17 protein-coding genes are annotated in these 15,995 nt (G+C 73.8%); 8 read left to right on the forward strand and 9 right to left on the reverse strand.

Translation table 11 applies throughout. From position 1 onward, the window contains the following. Positions 1 to 48 precede the first annotated feature (48 nt). Positions 49 to 846: a lipoyl(octanoyl) transferase LipB gene (lipB, locus tag AC3IYJ_RS11930; protein ID WP_489401278.1), complete on the reverse strand. Its 798-nt coding sequence runs from the start codon at positions 844 to 846 to the stop codon at positions 49 to 51. Between the two features lie 88 nt (positions 847 to 934). After that, positions 935 to 1,294, reverse strand: coding sequence for a hypothetical protein (locus tag AC3IYJ_RS11935; protein WP_489401279.1), 360 nt, complete (start codon positions 1,292 to 1,294; stop codon positions 935 to 937). 173 nt (positions 1,295 to 1,467) lie between these two features. On the opposite strand from AC3IYJ_RS11935, the gene AC3IYJ_RS11940 reads away from it, so the two are divergent. Next, the gene (locus AC3IYJ_RS11940) at positions 1,468 to 2,922 is read left to right on the forward strand and encodes an NsdA family TPR-like regulatory protein (protein WP_489401280.1); all 1,455 of its coding nucleotides are present in this window, start codon (positions 1,468 to 1,470) and stop codon (positions 2,920 to 2,922) included. A 112-nt stretch (positions 2,923 to 3,034) separates the two neighbouring features. On the opposite strand, the gene AC3IYJ_RS11945 is transcribed toward AC3IYJ_RS11940, so the two are convergent. The 3 genes from AC3IYJ_RS11945 to AC3IYJ_RS11955 form a co-directional block, all read right to left on the reverse strand. After that, entirely contained in the window at positions 3,035 to 4,285 is a 1,251-nt protein-coding gene (locus AC3IYJ_RS11945; protein ID WP_489401281.1) for an FAD-dependent oxidoreductase, read from the reverse strand. A 253-nt stretch (positions 4,286 to 4,538) separates the two neighbouring features. Continuing rightward, positions 4,539 to 5,486: a TIGR01777 family oxidoreductase gene (locus AC3IYJ_RS11950; RefSeq protein ID WP_489401282.1), complete on the reverse strand. Its 948-nt coding sequence runs from the start codon at positions 5,484 to 5,486 to the stop codon at positions 4,539 to 4,541. 126 nt (positions 5,487 to 5,612) lie between these two features. Further along, positions 5,613 to 6,338 (reverse strand): VIT1/CCC1 transporter family protein, encoded by a 726-nt coding sequence (locus AC3IYJ_RS11955; protein WP_489401283.1) that lies wholly within the window; start codon positions 6,336 to 6,338, stop codon positions 5,613 to 5,615. Positions 6,339 to 6,414: 76 nt separating this feature from the next. Here AC3IYJ_RS11955 and AC3IYJ_RS11960 point away from each other — a divergent pair, with 76 nt between their 5' ends. Further along, the gene (locus tag AC3IYJ_RS11960) at positions 6,415 to 7,530 is read left to right on the forward strand and encodes a PP2C family protein-serine/threonine phosphatase (protein ID WP_489401284.1); all 1,116 of its coding nucleotides are present in this window, start codon (positions 6,415 to 6,417) and stop codon (positions 7,528 to 7,530) included. A gap of 11 nt (positions 7,531 to 7,541) precedes the next feature. Next, positions 7,542 to 7,772, forward strand: a complete 231-nt coding sequence (locus tag AC3IYJ_RS11965) for a hypothetical protein (RefSeq protein WP_489401285.1) — start codon at positions 7,542 to 7,544, stop codon at positions 7,770 to 7,772. Here AC3IYJ_RS11965 and AC3IYJ_RS11970 read toward each other — a convergent pair. Continuing rightward, on the reverse strand, positions 7,753 to 8,034 hold the full coding sequence (locus tag AC3IYJ_RS11970) for a hypothetical protein (RefSeq protein ID WP_489401286.1): 282 nt from the start codon (positions 8,032 to 8,034) through the stop codon (positions 7,753 to 7,755). The genes AC3IYJ_RS11965 and AC3IYJ_RS11970 overlap by 20 nt on opposite strands. Before the next feature lie 176 nt (positions 8,035 to 8,210). Between AC3IYJ_RS11970 and AC3IYJ_RS11975 the strand changes: the two genes are divergently transcribed. Together AC3IYJ_RS11975 and AC3IYJ_RS11980 are read left to right on the forward strand one after the other, a co-directional pair. After that, the gene (locus tag AC3IYJ_RS11975; protein WP_489401287.1) at positions 8,211 to 8,582 is read left to right on the forward strand and encodes an ArsC/Spx/MgsR family protein; all 372 of its coding nucleotides are present in this window, start codon (positions 8,211 to 8,213) and stop codon (positions 8,580 to 8,582) included. 97 nt (positions 8,583 to 8,679) lie between these two features. Next, a complete protein-coding gene (locus tag AC3IYJ_RS11980) occupies positions 8,680 to 9,207 on the forward strand; it encodes a hypothetical protein (protein ID WP_489401288.1) in 528 nt (175 codons plus the stop codon). Positions 9,208 to 9,244: 37 nt separating this feature from the next. Here AC3IYJ_RS11980 and AC3IYJ_RS11985 read toward each other — a convergent pair whose 3' ends face one another. After that, positions 9,245 to 10,186 carry a Gfo/Idh/MocA family protein gene (locus AC3IYJ_RS11985; protein ID WP_489402787.1) on the reverse strand — a complete coding sequence of 314 codons (942 nt, stop codon included), beginning with the start codon at positions 10,184 to 10,186 and terminating at the stop codon, positions 9,245 to 9,247. Between the two features lie 239 nt (positions 10,187 to 10,425). On the opposite strand from AC3IYJ_RS11985, the gene glnII reads away from it, so the two are divergent. From glnII to AC3IYJ_RS12000, 3 genes are all read left to right on the forward strand, one after another. Further along, complete coding sequence (glnII, locus tag AC3IYJ_RS11990; RefSeq protein WP_489401289.1) at positions 10,426 to 11,445, forward strand: glutamine synthetase; 1,020 nt, start codon at positions 10,426 to 10,428, stop codon at positions 11,443 to 11,445. A gap of 141 nt (positions 11,446 to 11,586) precedes the next feature. Then, complete coding sequence (locus AC3IYJ_RS11995) at positions 11,587 to 12,528, forward strand: DUF6891 domain-containing protein (RefSeq protein ID WP_489401290.1); 942 nt, start codon at positions 11,587 to 11,589, stop codon at positions 12,526 to 12,528. Between the two features lie 354 nt (positions 12,529 to 12,882). After that, complete coding sequence (locus AC3IYJ_RS12000) at positions 12,883 to 13,479, forward strand: winged helix-turn-helix domain-containing protein (protein ID WP_489401291.1); 597 nt, start codon at positions 12,883 to 12,885, stop codon at positions 13,477 to 13,479. A 130-nt stretch (positions 13,480 to 13,609) separates the two neighbouring features. On the opposite strand, the gene AC3IYJ_RS12005 is transcribed toward AC3IYJ_RS12000, so the two are convergent. Together AC3IYJ_RS12005 and AC3IYJ_RS12010 are read right to left on the reverse strand one after the other, a co-directional pair. Continuing rightward, positions 13,610 to 15,133 carry a PepSY-associated TM helix domain-containing protein gene (locus AC3IYJ_RS12005; RefSeq protein ID WP_489401292.1) on the reverse strand — a complete coding sequence of 508 codons (1,524 nt, stop codon included), beginning with the start codon at positions 15,131 to 15,133 and terminating at the stop codon, positions 13,610 to 13,612. Positions 15,134 to 15,220: 87 nt separating this feature from the next. After that, positions 15,221 to 15,985: a hypothetical protein gene (locus AC3IYJ_RS12010; protein ID WP_489401293.1), complete on the reverse strand. Its 765-nt coding sequence runs from the start codon at positions 15,983 to 15,985 to the stop codon at positions 15,221 to 15,223. Positions 15,986 to 15,995 lie beyond the last annotated feature (10 nt).

Here is a 15,995-nt window from a genome sequence, read left to right on the forward strand (position 1 = left end):
CCATTCCCCGGAGGGACAGCCCGCGGACGGTCCGTGGTCGGCCCGCGGTCAGCCCGCGGCCGGCTCGGTCTCGCGGGGCCGCAGCTCCGCGTGGACCAGTACGTCCCTCAGATGCCGTTCGATCACCGGCAGCACCTCGGCGATGGTGATCTCGCGCCCCAGTTCGTACGAGAGCGAGGTCACACCGGCGTCGCGGATGCCGCAGGGGACGATCCGGTCGAACCAGGTGTTGTCGGGGTTCACGTTGATCGCGAAGCCGTGCATCGTGACGCCCTTGGCGACCCGGATGCCTATGGCGGCGAGCTTGCGGTCCTCGCGGCGCTGGCCGGCGTTGGACGGGGCGTACTCGGGGCCGTTGAGGCGCGGGTCGAACTCCTCGTCCACCAGCCGCGGGTCGAGGTCGAGGGAGAGCCCCCCGATCTTCGGGCGGTCCTCCACCGGATCGCCGAGCACCCAGACCCCGCTGCGCCCCTCGACGCGGGTGGTCTCCAGGCCGAACTCGGCGGCCGTGCGGATCAGCGCCTCCTCCAGGCGGCGGACGTGGGCGACCACGTCCACCGGGCGGGGCAGCTTCATGATCGGGTAGCCGACCAACTGGCCCGGCCCGTGCCAGGTGATCTTGCCGCCGCGGTCCACGTCCACGACGGGCGTCCCGTCGAGCGGCCGCTCGCTGTCCGCGGTGCGCAGGCCGGCCGTGTAGACCGGCTGGTGCTCCAGCAGCAGGCAGGTGTCCCCGGCCTCGTCCGCGAAGCGCGCCGCGTGCACCCGGCGCTGTTCCTCCCACGCCACCGTGTACTCGACGGCTTCCGCTCCGAAGCCCAGATGGACAAACCCAAGCTCAGCCACCGCGGCGCCTCCTCATTGAACCTGCCGTCGAACTTGCTGTGTGCACGTATCGCACCAAGCAAGGGTACGGCGACCCGCGCGCGGCCCTTCAGCCGCCCGTCGCGGGCTCCGGAAGCGGCCCCGCCGACGGCCCCGCCGGGGGCTCCGGAAGCGGCTGTGCGGGCGGCTCCGGCAGCTGCCTGGGCCGCCTGCGCCCCTTCATCGGCCGGTCCGGGTCCTCGTCCGCCCGGGGCAGCCTCCGGTGCCCCTCGGAGTGGTCGTTGACCCAGCCGCACACGCCGCACGCGTACCGCCCGTCGAGGCCCGCGATGTACGTCCCGCAGCGCCGGCACTCCGCCTCGGTCAGCTCGGGCGCGGGGAGCGGGGCCGTGGACTCTGCGCAGCTGTCGTCGCCGTAGAGGCGCTCGAAACTGCCGGGGCGGCGCTCCCCGGTGGGCCGGCGGGTCATGGGGCGCAGCGTACGCGGGTGGAGGGGGTCAGTCCGTAAAGAGCCCTACCGGTTCTGCACACGATCGGATGAATGTGGGGCAGACAGGGCGGTGTGAGCGGAGTTCGCCGCTACATTCACGCCGTTCACAGGGCCGGGACTCCGGTCCGTCACGTCAGGAAACCGTGGAGCAGATGACGGAACGACCTGCCCAGCGTGTCCCCAACCGGCAGCTCGCGGCACTGATCGCCGAGGCCGGGTTCTCCAACGCCGGGCTCGCCCGCCGCGTCGACCAGCTCGGTCTGGAGCACGGTCTCGATCTGCGGTACGACAAGACCTCCGTGACCCGCTGGCTGCGCGGGCAGCAGCCGCGCGGAACGACCCCGGCGCTGATCGCGGAGGTGTTCACCCGGCGCCTCGGGCGGCGGCTGTCGGCCCAGGACCTGGGGCTGGACGCGTGCGCCCCGGTGTACGCCGGGCTGGAGTTCGCGGCCACCCCGGAGGAGGCCGTGGACATCGCCAGCGGGCTCTGGCGCAAGGACTCCGGCTCGCACGCCGAGCTGCGCAAGATCGCCTTCACCCCGGCCGGGCTGGTGGTGCCCAGCCGGGACTGGCTCATCGGGCGGGCCGACGAGCGGGTCGGCCGGGGGGCGGAGCAGGCCGCCCAGCGCGTGCCCGAGCAGGGCCGGCCCATGCCGGGCCGGACCTCGGTGCCCCGGCAGCGGCAGATCGACCGCGGGCCCGGGCAGCGGGTCACGGGCGGTGACATCGCGGCGCTCAGATCCGTGAGCGAGCTGTTCCGCACCCTGGACCACGCCTACGGCGGCGGCCATGCCCGCCAGGCGCTGGTGCGCTACCTGGAGCACGAGGCGGAGCCGATGCTCCGCGGGACGTACGGCGAGACCACGGGGCGGCGGCTGTTCTCGGCCGCCGCCGACCTGACCCGGCTCGCGGGCTGGACCTCGTACGACATCGCCGCGCACGGGCTCGCCCAGCGGTACTTCGTGCAGGCGCTGCGCCTGGCCCAGGCCGCCGGGGACCGGCCGTACGGGGCCTACGTGCTGGTCACGATGAGCCGGCAGGCGGTCTACCTCGGGCACGGCCGGGAGGCGGTGCAGCTGGCCCGGGTGGCCCAGCAGGGCGTCGGCTCGGGCCCGCCGCCGGTGGTGCAGGCGCTGCTGCACTCGGCGGAGGCCCGCGCGCACGCGGTGCTGGGCGAGGTCAGGGCGGCGACGGCCTCGCTGGTGCGGGCCGAGCGGGCGCTGGGTGCGGCCCGGCCGGGCGACGACGTGCCGCACTGGGCCCGGTCCTACGACGAGGGGCAGCTGGCGGACGAGTTCGGGCACTGCCACCGGGACCTGCAGCAGTACCGGGCCTCGGCGCAGCACGCGGAGCGCTCGCTCCAGCTGCGGGCGCCCGGGTACGCGCGCTCGCGGCTGTTCTGCCGGGTGGTGCTGGCCACGGCGCGGCTGGGGCTGGGCGAGCTGGACCAGGCCTGCGCGCTGGGCGCGGAGGCGGCGCAGCAGGCGATGGAGATGCGGTCGGTGCGCGCGGTGGAGTACGTACGGGACTTCGAGCGCCGGCTGGAGCCGTACCGGGAGGCCTCGGCGGTGCGGACGTACCGGGACCGGGTGGCTGCGCTGTCGTGACCTGCGGGTCGGCTGGCGGGGCTCTGCCCCGGATCCCGCGCCTCAAACTCCCCCAGCCCCGTCCGGGGGGACCCCCGGACGGGGCTGGTTCTGCCCCGTCGGCGCGGCTCCTTCAGGCCGCCACCGGAAGCATTGCCTCCGGGGCGGCCGGGAGCGGGATGCCGAAGTCCTTCAGGACGGCTCCGGCGGCGCGCCGCGCCGAACGCAGCGCGCCCTCGACGGTGTTGGTGTCCCGGTGGTCGCCGCAGACGTAGAGCCCGGCGAGGACCCGGACCGGGCGGCGCGTGTCCTGCCGCGGGGGCATGGCGGGGACGGCCTCGGGGGTGTGGTGGACGGCGAGGAGCTCCCACTCCCGGGTCGAAGTCTCGTAGAGCCGGGCCAGGCGCGAGGCGACCGTGCGCGAGGGCGGCGGCGGGCCGAGCACGGTGGTGGTGACCAGGCTGCGGCCGGCGGGGGCGCGCGTCGGGTCGACGGCGCTCATCACGGCGGTGTGGGCGACGGGCCACTTGGGGTCGCCGTCCAGGAGCAGCGAGCCGTCCCAGGGCAGGAGCCCGTTGGTGGCGTGGTGGATGACGGTCACCTCGTGGAAGCCGGGCACGCGCAGCCCCGGGAGCAGTTCGGCCGCGGCCCGGGCCCCGGTGGCCAGGACGGCGGAGCGGCAGCTGAAGTCCCCGTGCCCCTCGGTGGTGACGAGGTTGGTGGCCACCGACCGGACCCGGACGCCGGTGCGTACGGTGCCGGGCGGCAGTGCGGCGGCGAGCAGTGCGGGCAGGGTGGCGGCGCCGCCCTCGGGCACGGCGAGGCGGCCGCGGGCGAAGGTGCGCAGGGCGAGGTCTGCGACGCGGCTGGAGGTGGCGAGCACGGGGTCGCGCAGGAGCGCGGCGAGGAGCGGGCGCAGTGCCGATCCGAGGCTCCGGGAGCTCAGGGCGGCGTGTGCGGTGCGCTCGGGGCGGGCGAGGAGGCGTTCCTCGGGCAGCGCGGCGAGCCGGCCGAGGGCGGCGCCGATCCGGGCCTGGTCGATGGAGCCGCTGGTCAGGGCGCGGGCGGGTGTGAGGGCGCCGGCGTGCAGGATCCTGCCGTCGGTGTGGATGAGGGCGCCGGGTGCGAAGGGCCGCAGGACCAGGTCCCCCAGGCCGGGGGTGCGGGCCGGCTCGGTGTAGGCGGTGTTGAGCAACTGGCCGACCCGGTCGAGCCGGAAGCCGTCGACGGTCTCGGTGGCCATCCGTCCGCCGGAGTCGTCCGCGCCCTCCAGGACGATGACCGTGACCCCGGCCGCGATCAGGTGGTGCGCGGCCGCAAGTCCCGAGACTCCGGCTCCTACGATGACTACGTCCGCATGGTGTGCGTGTGCGCTGTTGAGCACGTGCCCCTCCCCGAGGTCGGCCCGGCTGTGTGGGAATCCTCCTTCCCCCAACCGGCTCCAGCGGAACCCGAGTTGACGGAGCTATTGCGAGCCGCGCGGTCAAATCCGGTCGCACGGCGGTCGCATTCGGCTCACGTACGGTCGCACGCGGACGCCGGACGCTCCCCCCGGGCCCCCTTCGGGCCCCGCCGGGGCAGCCGCAGGGGTTTGCGACGGCCGAGATCCGAAGGAGACGGCCTAGCCCGCTAGCCAGCTAGCCCGCCAGCGCCGCCCTGATCGACTCGTCGATCCCGGGGTAGCGGAAGACGAAGCCGGACTCCAGCAGCCGGGCGGGGCGCACCCGCTGGCTGCCCAGCACGTCCTGGGCGAACTCGCCGAGGACCACGCGCATCGCCGGAGCCGGTACGGCGAACACCGCCGGCCGGTGCAGGACCCGGCCCATCGCGGCCGTGACCTCGCGGTTGGTCAGGGGCTCGGGGGCGGTCAGGTTCACCGGGCCGGCCATCGACGGGGTGTCGATGACGTACCGCAGGGCGGCGAGTTCGTCGTGCATCGAGATGTGCGACCAGTACTGGCGGCCGTTGCCGAGCCGGCCGCCGATCCCCGCCTTGAAGATCGGGAACAGCTTCCCCCAGGCCCCTCCCTCTGCCGCGACGACCAGCCCGGTACGGGCGAACACCGTCCGGACGCCGGCGTCCAGGGCGGGGGCGGCGGCCGCCTCCCACGCGATGCACACCTCGGGGAGGAAGCCCTCTCCCGCCGGGGCGCTCTCGTCGACCGCGCGGTCGCCCGTGTCGCCGTAGTAGCCGATGGCGGTCCCGCAGACGAACACCTCCGGCGGCTCGGCCATGGCGGCGACGGCACGGGCCATGGCGGCCGTGCCGTTGACCCGGCTGTCGCGGATCTCCCGCTTGTAGGCGTCCGTCCACCGGTGGTCCCCGACCCCGGCTCCGGCAAGGTGCACGACGGCTTGGCAGCCGGCGAGTCCGGCGGGGTCGACGTAGCCCCGCGCAGGATCCCATCGCGCCTCGTCCGGAGCACCCGGCTCCCGCCGGACGAACCGGACGACCTCATGTCCGTCGGCCTTCAGGGACCGCCCGAGGGCGCTGCCGATGAGCCCGGTGGCACCGGTGATCGCGATACGCATGCGCTCATCTTGGCAGCCGCGGCCGCGGGGCGGCCCTGCGATGGTGCTCGACATGGTGCCGCGCCGTGCCCGCCGCGCGGCTCCGCTCCCGGGGACCAGCCCCCGGACCCCCGCGCCTCGAACTCCCCCAGCTACCGCTGGGAGGTGCCCCCGGGCGGGGCTGGATTTGGCCCGGGCCCGTCAGGCGGCTCCGCCCAGCCAGGTCCCGACCGCGTAGGTCACGGCCATCGCCAGGGCGCCACCGGCGACGTTGCGCAGGACCGCCCGCGCCGCCCCCGCCCCGCCCAGCCGTGCGCTGAGCACCCCGCACAGGGTCAGCGCCACCAGCACCGCCGCCACCGTCACCGGCACCCGCCCCGAGGGCCCCGGCAGCACGATCGCCAGAAGCGGCAGCAGCGCCCCCACGGTGAACGCCACCAGGCTCGCCAGTGCCGCGTGCCACGGGTTGGCGAGTTCGTCGGGGTTGATGCCCAGCTCCACCCGCGCGTGCGCCCGCAGCGCGTCCCTCTCCGTCAGCTGCTCCGCCGCCTCCCGCGCCACCGCCCTGCTCAGCCCCCGCTCCACCAGGAGCCCGGTCAGCTCCTCCAGCTCCTCCACCGGGGACTCCTCCAGCTCCCGCCGCTCCAAGTCCAGCGCCGCCTTCTCGGAGTCCCGCTGGGAGCTGACGGAGACGTACTCCCCCGCCGCCATCGACAGCGCGCCCGCCAGCAGCCCCGCGACGCCCGCCGCGAGGATCGCCGACCGCGAGGTCGTGGCCCCGGCGACGCCGACGACGAGGCCCGCCGTCGAGATGATCCCGTCGTTCGCGCCCAGCACCCCCGCGCGCAGCCAGTTCAGCCGGGTGCTGATCGCCGCGCTCTGCGTACCGCCGTCGCCGCCCGCACCGCCGTCCGTCGTTTCCGTCACGCCCCCACTCTCGTGGCCGCCGCTCCACAGGGCCACCCAGCGTGCGCGCCTTCCGTGCCGGTACCAGGGTGGAGGGGTGAGACTCGTACGCGAGGAGCCGGGCTGGCTCCGTGGGGCGCCGCCGCCCCGCTGGGCCCGGCTCGCGCCCGCGGTGGCGCTGTTCGTGCTGGTCTGCGCCCAGCGCGTCACCCCCGGCGACGTCGAGCTCGGCTACTTCCTGGCCGGGCTCCCCCCGGTGGCGGCCTTCGCCTACGGCGCCGCCGGCACCGCCGTCTTCGCCGGCGTGGTGCTCGTGCTCCTCGGCCTGCCGGCCATCGGCATCGCGCACCCCCGCGGCTCCGACCTCGCCACCGTCGCCGCGATCGGTCTGCTGAGCGTGGTCGTGGCCTGGGTCCGAAAACGTCGTGACGCCCAGCTGATCAGTGTCCGGACCGTCGCGGAGGCCGCCCAGCTGGCGGTGCTGCCGCCCGTCCCCGAACGGGTCGGCCGGGTCCGCTGCTCCGGCCTCTACCGGGCGGCCCAGCGCGGCACCCTGGTGGGCGGAGACCTGTACGACGTCCGGGTGGGCCCCTTCGGCGTGCGCGCGGTGGTCGGCGACGTCCAGGGCCACGGTCTGGCCGCCGTCGGTACGGTGGCCTCGCTGCTCGGCGCCTTCCGGGAGGGGGTCCTGGACGACGCGGAGCTCACGGCGGTGGCGGCCCGGCTGGACCGGCGGCTGCTGGCCGACGCGGCGGCCACGTCGGTGCAGCACGCGGAGCTGTTCGCGACGGCGGTGCTGCTGGAGTTCCCGCCGGGGCTGGGCCTCGTACGGATCGTGTCGTGCGGGCATCCCCCGCCCCTGCTGCTACGGGGCTTCGTGGTCTCGGAGCTCGATGTGGAACCGGGCCCCCCGCTCGGCCTGGGGCTGGCCGGTCCGGCCCCGGCGAAGCCCACCGAGCTCCCGGTCCGGCCCGAGGACCGGATCCTGCTGTACACGGACGGGGTGACGGAGGCCCGCGACGCGGCGGGGAACTTCTACCCGCTGGCCGCGCGGGTGGCCGTACTCGCGACGGACCCGGCGGGGCTGTCGCAGGCGGTGTGGCGGGACCTCGCGTCCTTCACCGAGGGCGGGCCGCGCGACGACGTGGCGCTGCTGGTGCTCTCTCCGGGCGGGGACCAGGACGGTGCGCACCGTACGCCGCGGCCCTGCTGACCGGGGCGATCGTGCTGGGCGCGGCCGGGGAGGAGGCGGTGGCCCCCGACTCGGCGAAGAACCAGGTGATCGAGGCCCCCGCCCGGCTGAAGGTGGGCTCGGACCTGGTGCGCGCGGCCGAGGACGAGGGCAAGGTCGTCAACGTCACCCTCGACGACGGCCTGACCCACCGGCCGACCGGCCGACCCGGGGCGGGCGGGCGGCGACCGGCCGGTGAGGCGGTTACGCGGCTTCGCGGATGAAGGAACGGACCAGCTTGCAGGTGACGTTGGACGGCCGGTGGATCCCCGTCCGGACGGCCATCGCCCGTATCTTGCGGTTGGTGGCGCGCCGGACGTCATAGGTGCCCGAGTCGAGCAGGGATATCGCCAGCCGCATCGCCTTCAGCCGCCGGTTGTGGCTCTCGTACCACTCGCGGGGCAGCCCCGCCGGCAGCGGCTTCTTCTTGACGGTCTCGATGGTGCGCGTGACCGTGTTCCTCGCAGTGGCAGTGGCAGTGGCCATCTACAGCCTCCCAAACGGTAGTTGGCGTCCTGTCGTTCTCCTTCGATTTTACTGGGGACCACTGACAAAGGACCTGGCCGGACGCCGTTCCCCGGCATCCCGGCCGGCATCTCCTTCGGCATCCCGACAGCCGTCCCGCCAGCCGTCCCGCCAGCCCTCTCGCTAGGCTTCGGGGCATGGAGATCTGGATCAATCCGGCCTGTTCGAAGTGCCGCAGCGCGCTGACCCTGCTGGACGCGGAGGGCGCCGACTACACCGTCCGCCGCTACCTGGAGGACGTACCTTCCGAGACCGAGATCCGCGAGGTCCTGGGCCGCCTGGGCCTGGAGCCCTGGGACATCACGCGCACCTCGGACCCGCTCGCCAAGGAGACCGGCGTACGGGACCTGCCGCGCGAGGAGACCGAGGCGGCCCGGCAGCTCTGGATCAGCCATCTCGCGGCGCACCCGAAGCTGATCCAGCGCCCCATCATCACGGCGCAGGACGGCACGGCGGTGGTGGCCCGCTCGGAGGAGGCGGTCCGGGACGCGCTGTCGCGCAAGGGATGACCCGGCTCCCGTCCCTCACACGGACCCCATCCCCCACCCCCTACGCTTGTCGAGGTCAGCCCAAACGGGGATGAACCGCACACAAGGACCGCCCTCCGTGACCGAGCAGTCTCCGGAAACCCCCGAAGCGCCCCTCCTCCCCCCGCCCAGGCGGAACGCCGACTGGATGTTCGGCGGGGTGTACGGGACGGTCCTCGCGTCCGGGCTGCTCGCCGCGCTCGACCAGAAGGGCGGGGAGTACACGCCCTTCTACGATGCCAGCTGGGTCCTCGTCACCGCAGCCACCGCCGGGCTCGCGCACGGGTACTCGCACCACATGGCCACCCACCAGCCCGGTTCCGCCGGACATCGGTGGCGGCTGCTGCGGCGGGCGCTGTGGAACGAGTGGCCGATGATCGCGGCCACCCTTCCCACCGTCCTGCTGCTGCTCGTCGCCGGGCTCGCCGACTGGGACTCGCACGGGGTCACCGCGATCGGGCTGGGCCTGAACACGGCGATGCTGTTCGCCTGGGGTTCCTTCGTGGCCCTGCGGGTCGGCTACCAGCTCGGCTCCGCGCTGCTGATCGGCGTCGCCGACGCCACGATCGGCCTGGCCATCATCGTGGCCAACGCCCTGATCAAGTGAGCGCGCGGCGGGGAGGCCCTCCTGCGCCGAGCCCCCGTCACCGCGGCAGCTGTCCCTCCGCCTCGGCCAGGATCTCCGTCAGCCGGGCCCCGAACTCCGCGCCCCGGGTGTCCGGGACGCCGGTGCGGGCCGCCGTGAGCAGTGCGTCCAGGGCCCTGCCGTAGGCGCCCGGGACGTCGCTCCACTCCGGGAGGCCGAAGACGCCCTCGGACCCGCGCAGTTCCAGGCCCACCCCGGCGGCGGCGCGCGGGGAGCTCAGGCTCAGGACGGCGGTGCTGGCCGCGCCGGAGGTGTGGCGCAGGGCCAGCTGGACCACGTCGGACGGGCCGCGGGTGGCGCTTACCGAGGTGACGTCGCCGAGGACGGGGATGAGTACGGACAGGGCGTGCGGGCCCACGTCCCACAGCCCGCCCTTGGCCTTGCGCCAGGGCGAGTCGGCGTAGGCGCTGGGTTCGCCGTCGGGCGGGAAGACCGCGCCGAGCCAGTGGGCGGCGGCGGTGAACCAGCCGGAGCGCTCCGCCTGCTGCGTCACCCAGCCGGCGGTCGGCTCGGCGAAGCGCAGGGTCAGGAAGACGACGGAGGCGACCCGGTGTTCGACCACGGCGTCGGCGACGGCGCGGGCGTCGGCCGCGGTCGTGGCGACGGGCTTGTCGAGCAGCAGGTGGCATCCGGCGGCCGCCGCGCGCACGGCGAGCTCGGCCTGCACGTCGGGCGGCAGGGCGAAGGCCACGGCATCACAGTCGGCGAACAGCGCGTCGGGGTCTTCGTACACCTTCACGCCGTACCGGCGTGCGAGATCGGCCGCGGCTTCGGGCCGCCGGCCCCAGACTCCGACGAACTCGGAGCCGGAGTGGGCGGCGAGGGCGGGGGCGTGGGTGCGGTGGGCCCAGGGGCCGGTCCCCAGCAGTCCGACACGGGGGCGCGGCCCGGAAGCGGCCCCTGCGGAACCGTCTTCGGCGGACTTCAAATCGTACGAAATGCTCACCCGCCCAGTCTGCCCCACCCGGACGGGTGTCCCGTGGCCAACCCGCACAACCACGCCCACCTGCGGCGTAAACCTCGGTAACACGGGGTTCACACACGGGCAACGGAAGAGAAATCGCAAGGGGGCACGCTGCGGTCACAGCGCATTTCGAACTGGACCGCAGTTCGAATCGCAGTACACCACCGCAGCACCCGCAGAGTCTGCGCCGGAGCGACGCACCGAAGGATGGGCCCGTGAGCTACAAGGCTGAGTACATCTGGATCGACGGAACCGAGCCGACGGCGAAGCTGCGCTCCAAGACCAGGATCCTGGCGGACGGCGACTCGCTGCCGATCTGGGGCTTCGACGGTTCGAGCACCAACCAGGCCGAGGGCCACGCCTCCGACCGCGTGCTGCAGCCGGTGTTCTCCTGCCCGGACCCGATCCGCGGCGGCGACCACGTCCTCGTCCTGTGCGAGGTCCTCAACATCGACATGACCCCGCACGAGTCGAACACCCGCGCGCAGCTGCGTCCGATCGCCGAGAAGTTCGAGGCCCAGGCCCCGATCTTCGGCATCGAGCAGGAGTACACCTTCTTCGACGGCACCCGCCCGCTCGGCTTCCCGGTCAACGGCTTCCCGGCCGCGCAGGGCGGCTACTACTGCGGCGTCGGCTCCGACGAGATCTTCGGCCGCGAGATCGTCGAGAAGCACCTGGACCACTGCCTCACGGCGGGCCTGTCGATCTCCGGCATCAACGCCGAGGTCATGCCCGGCCAGTGGGAGTTCCAGGTCGGCCCGGTCGGCCCGCTGGAGGTCTCCGACCAGCTGTGGATCGCGCGCTGGCTGCTCTACCGCACCGCCGAGGACTTCAACGTCTCCGCGACGCTGAACCCGAAGCCGGTCAAGGGTGACTGGAACGGCGCGGGCGCGCACACCAACTTCTCCACGAAGGCGATGCGCGAGAGCTACCCCGCGATCATCTCCGCGTGCGAGTCGCTGGGCGAGGGCAGCAAGCCGCTCGACCACGTCAAGAACTACGGCGCCGGCATCGACGAGCGCCTGACGGGCCTGCACGAGACCGCCCCGTGGAACGAGTTCAGCTACGGCGTCTCCGACCGCGGCGCTTCCGTCCGCATCCCGTGGCAGGTGGAGAAGGACGGCAAGGGCTACATCGAGGACCGCCGCCCGAACGCGAACGTGGACCCGTACGTGGTCACCCGCCTCATCACGGAGACCTGCTGCACCCGCCTGGAGAAGGACGGCCTGGTCTGAGGACCTCCCGCTCCCCGCACCACCCCGCACGACCTGCACCGCCTGCCGCCCGCCGAGCCCCCGTGGCCCGGCGGGCGTCGGCGTTCCACAACGCAGGGCCCTCCCGGCCGCCGTGTCAGTCCCCTCTGGCACGGTGTCCCCATGTTGGCGATCAGAGTCAGGAACTCGCTCGGCGAGACCTACGAGCGTCCCGCGCGGCCCTTGCTGGCCGAACTGCTGGGGCGCCTCGACGCGGCCGGGGACAACTTCCTCGTGCTCGACCGGATCCCGAGCGACCCGGACGTGTACCTCCAGGTGCTGCTCCACGCGGACGGCGAGCTCCAGTTGGAGCATCGAGCCGGTTCCCCCGCGCAGCACTTCCAGACCCGTCTCCGCTCGGCGGCCGAGGTCGTGGAGTTCATGGCGGGCTGGGCCCGGCAGCAGAAGGGCTGGGACTTCGGCCCGGACTGGGAGCGGCTGGACTTCTCCGCCGACGACGCGCCTGCGCCGCCGTTGCCTCCCGAGGTCGAGCGGGAACTGGAGGAGGCCGTACGGGACTGGCTGCGCTGCGGCTACGACGACCGGGCAGTACTGACCGAGAACGCCGAGGAATACCTGGTCGACGGCAAGAACCGGCCGGTGTCCCGGGCCCAGGCCGAACACCTGGTGACGCGGCTCTGGCGGGAGCGGGTGGCCGAACAGGCCGACTGGGTGGGCGAGACCGACCCGGAGCGCCTCACCCGGGCCTTCGCCGCGCTCGGCGCCGCCGGTCTCACCGCGCGGGAGTGCTTCGCCTGCTGCGGCAACTGCGGGACGGCAGAGATCCGGGCGGCCGGCGCCGCGGACGCGCGCGGGTACGTCTTCTTCCACAGCCAGTGCGCCCAGGGCGCCGCCGACGGCGGGGACCTCTACCTCCTCTACGGGGGCTTTCGCGCGAACGGCGAGGAGGCGGGCGAAGCCGCCGGCGCCGCGCGGGCGGTCGCGGTGGGGCAGGAGGCGGTCGCCGCCCTGGACGCGGTGGGGCTGCGGTGGCTGTGGGACGGATCCGCCCGGGATGCCGTACGGGTGACCGGGCTCGACTGGCGGAAGCGGCTGACCGGTTGAGGGTTTGTCGCAATTGTGACGGTCAATTCACGAGATGTTCGCGGAATATGAGATTCCGATCCACTGGCTGAGACGAGGCCTGCCTTGGGCCCCGTACATCTGCTTGAATGGGCGCATGGCCAGCCACTCGCACACCTCGATCGGTCGCAGCGACCTCGAGCCGTTCTGGCCTTCCCGTCAGGATCACGATTTCGACCGGGTGTGTTGCCGCGCGAAGAACGCGCCGGCCCTCTAAAGCCTCCGGGACCTCCTCACCGATCTCTCCCGAGGCCTTCGGTCTGCGCGGTACGACACAAGACGACGTCCGCACGTACGTCTCCTGCCGACTACTCCGCGTGAAAGAGCTGACCACTCATGGCAAACACCCGTTCCTTCGCCCCTGCCGCCTCCGCTGCGACCGCTCCCCTGACCTATCCGGCCTTCCCGCCCAGTCCGCGCCACCGCCTGCGGTCCGTGGACCGGGACGAGGTGGCCCGCGTCGTCGACTTCCTGCCGCCCGGCGCCACCTGGCTGCCGGCCCCGCAGCACACCCTGCCCACCCTGCCGGGCCAGCCGCCGATGGTCGGCTACCTGGTCCTCGTACCGGCCGATCAGCAGCCGCCGATCGCCTTCGCCCCCCACTCCGTTCCCCCCGTCCAGGCCCGCCCCGAGGGCGCGGCCGTCACCGGGGACGCCCTGGTCCGCATCGACCCGGCGCAGCGCACCGCGGAGGTGGACGGTCAGGTCCTGGACCTGACCTACCTGGAGTTCGAGCTGCTGGCCCACCTCGTCGCCCACCCGCACCGGGTGCACAGCCGGGACCAGCTGGTGACCACCGTCTGGGGCTACGGCCACGTCGGCGACGGCCGCACCGTCGACGTCCACGTCGCCCGGCTGCGCCGCAAGCTCGGCGCCGCCCACCGCGGCGCGATCCAGACCGTGCGCCGGGTGGGGTACAAGTACGCCCCCTGAGCCCCCGCATGACGCCCGGTGGACGAGGCAAGACCTATGACGGGTGGGCCCGTACTCACGAGGGGGAGTACGGGCCCACGCACACGCCCGGACCGCCGGGGCGCCGGAGCGCCGGAGCCTGCCGGCCCCGCTAGGCCTTCTTGGAGCGGCGCGCCGCCGCGAAGCCCAGCAGCAGGTCGACCGCCAGGAACGCCACCAGGCTGATCCCGAGCAGCGGCAGGAACCAGCCCACGACGGCCGTGGCGGCGGCCAGCGGCAGCAGCAGCGTCACCGGCAGCTTCCGCCAGGCCCCGCGCGGCTGCGGGCGTCCGACCGAGAGCCCGCGCTCCTTGGTCGGGCGGCGCTGCCACCACATGCGGTAGCCCCAGACGATCGTGCACATCAGCAGGACCGCCAGCAGGGCCAGCGCCAGCTGGTTGACGAGCCCGAGGGTCAGGCCCATGTGCAGGTCGATGCCGAAGCGGGTGAGCTGGGCAAGCAACGGGTAGTCCGCGAAGCGGAGTTCGTCGATGACCCGGCCGTCGTTGGGGTCGATCGAGACCGCGTCCAGGTGGACCGGGACCTGCTTGTCCTGCTCCTTGATCACGTATCCCTTGCCCTTGGCGGGCAGGGTGATCCGCAGGTACTCGGTGACCCCGGCGGAATTGGCGACCACCACCGCCTGGTCGATGTCCACGTCATGGACGGCGGCCGGCGGCATCTCCATGCCCTCCATGCCCTCGGTCATGACATGGCCGGCATGGTCCCCGCCCGCGGCGCCGGCCGCGGAGCCGCCGACCGTGGCGGAGACTGCCGGAGTGGCCCCGCCGAGGCTGTCCTTGAGCTCTCCGACGTTCTCGCCGGCGTACTTCGACCAGGTCAGGCCCGTGGCGGAGAGGCCGACGAGGCCGATGGCGAGCCAGACGCCGACCGATCCGTGCCAGGACAGCGTCCGGCGCCGGCCGGTCGCGGACCGGTCGGGAACGACCAGCAGCGCCTTACGGGTGCGCCTGCGGCCGATCCACAGCGCGAGCCCGCCCAGCGCGACGACCCACAGCCAGCTCGCGGCGAGCTCGCTGTAGTTCCGCCCGAACTCCCCCAGCTGGAGGCTGGCGTGGAACTCGCTCAGCCAGGCCCGCAGGGGCAGCGCGTCACCGACGGTGGTGAGCTTTCCGCGCACCTCGGCCGTATACGGATCGACGAAAACCGTGAGGGTCTCGCCCTCGGCGAGTCCCGGGCTCTCCATGATCACCCGGGTGGTGGCGTCCGGCTCGGGCGCGGGCCACACGGCGGTCACCGTGCCCTGGGGCGCGGCCCTCTTCGCCGCGCTGACCTGGGCGCCGAGCGTCAGCGTGCTGTCGCTGACGCTCTCGACCGTCAGCTGGTCGGCGTAGAGGATCTTCTCGGCCTGCCAGGAGCCCGCGTAGAGCAGCCCGGTGGCGGCGGCGAGGAACAGCAGCGGGGCTATCAGCACCCCGGCGTAGAAGTGCAGCCGCAGGAGCAGCGGCCGCAGCGCGGCCCAGGTACCGGGCCCGCGGCCGGGGGTCGCGGGCGCCGTCGCGGGCTCCGTTCCGGGCGCGGCATCAGGCGCGGCGTCGGGCGCGGCGGCGTCGGGCATGGTGTCGAGTCGGCCGGCGCCCGCTGCGCGGGCCCCCCTGGCCTGGTCGAAAGGCATGGGTGTCCTAGGTGTTGGCGAAGACGTGGAAGACATGGGTGACCGGCCCCAGGTCTCGCCGCCTCACCAAGGAGGTGCGCCGTTCGGTCAGGCGCGGACAGGACGGCCGGGGGCCGTGATGCGGATCCGGGTCGACCCGGGCGGCCCGCGCCGCTCCGCGGTGTGCGCGTGCACGGCCCCGCGCAGGGTGCGCGGCCGCTCGTACCGGGGACGGAGGGCAGGCCTCGGCGGTACGGGGGCCACGCGCGTGCGCAACAGGGCGAGGACCCGGGAGAGCGGCCGGGCCGCGAGCAGCGCTCCGGCCGCGAGGACGGCGGCGAGCCGGAAGACGGCGGCCTCGCCCCAGGCGAGCCAGGCCGCGCAGAACAGTCCGGCGAGGACGTGCGCGGCGATCATGCCGAGGCCGTCGTGGGCGTGACCGGCCATGGCCGTGCCCATGTCCATGTCCATGCCCGAGCTCATGCCCGAGCTCATGTCCATGCCCATGGCCGAGCCCATGTCCATGCCGGAGCCCATTCCCATGGCACTCATGTCGTGCGTACCCGCCGCGCCCGCGGACCCCATGTACCCCGCGCCCGCGGACGAAGAGGAGGGCGAAGAGGAGGACGTCGAGAAGACGAGGTGCAGCACCGCCTGGACGCCGAGCAGGGCCGCGCCGATCGGGAGCGGTCCGCGCCGTCGTCCGGCGCCGAGCCAGGCGAGTCCGCCGGTCAGCCCGAATGCGGACAGAAGCCCCAGTGCGGGAATGTCCGTGCCGGACATGTACGAATGCCCCACCGCACCCAGTGCGACAGCCACCGCCGCGAACATCGCGGCCCGGGCGGCGCGCAGCGGCGCGGGGCTGGGTGGCATGACGGGGAAA

This window comes from Streptomyces sp. GL_140 (assembly GCF_057834465.1).

Coding starts and splice junctions, on each gene's coding strand:
- AC3IYJ_RS11935 (WP_489401279.1), bottom strand. CDS start 1,294: ATGACCCGCCGGCCCACCGGGGAGCGCCGCCCCGGCAGTTTCGAGCGC.
- AC3IYJ_RS11940 (WP_489401280.1), top strand. CDS start 1,468: ATGACGGAACGACCTGCCCAGCGTGTCCCCAACCGGCAGCTCGCGGCA.
- AC3IYJ_RS11950 (WP_489401282.1), bottom strand. CDS start 5,486: ATGTCGAGCACCATCGCAGGGCCGCCCCGCGGCCGCGGCTGCCAAGAT.
- AC3IYJ_RS11970 (WP_489401286.1), bottom strand. CDS start 8,034: ATGGCCACTGCCACTGCCACTGCGAGGAACACGGTCACGCGCACCATC.
- AC3IYJ_RS11975 (WP_489401287.1), top strand. CDS start 8,211: ATGGAGATCTGGATCAATCCGGCCTGTTCGAAGTGCCGCAGCGCGCTG.
- AC3IYJ_RS11995 (WP_489401290.1), top strand. CDS start 11,587: ATGTTGGCGATCAGAGTCAGGAACTCGCTCGGCGAGACCTACGAGCGT.
- AC3IYJ_RS12000 (WP_489401291.1), top strand. CDS start 12,883: ATGGCAAACACCCGTTCCTTCGCCCCTGCCGCCTCCGCTGCGACCGCT.
- AC3IYJ_RS12005 (WP_489401292.1), bottom strand. CDS start 15,133: ATGCCTTTCGACCAGGCCAGGGGGGCCCGCGCAGCGGGCGCCGGCCGA.
- AC3IYJ_RS12010 (WP_489401293.1), bottom strand. CDS start 15,985: ATGCCACCCAGCCCCGCGCCGCTGCGCGCCGCCCGGGCCGCGATGTTC.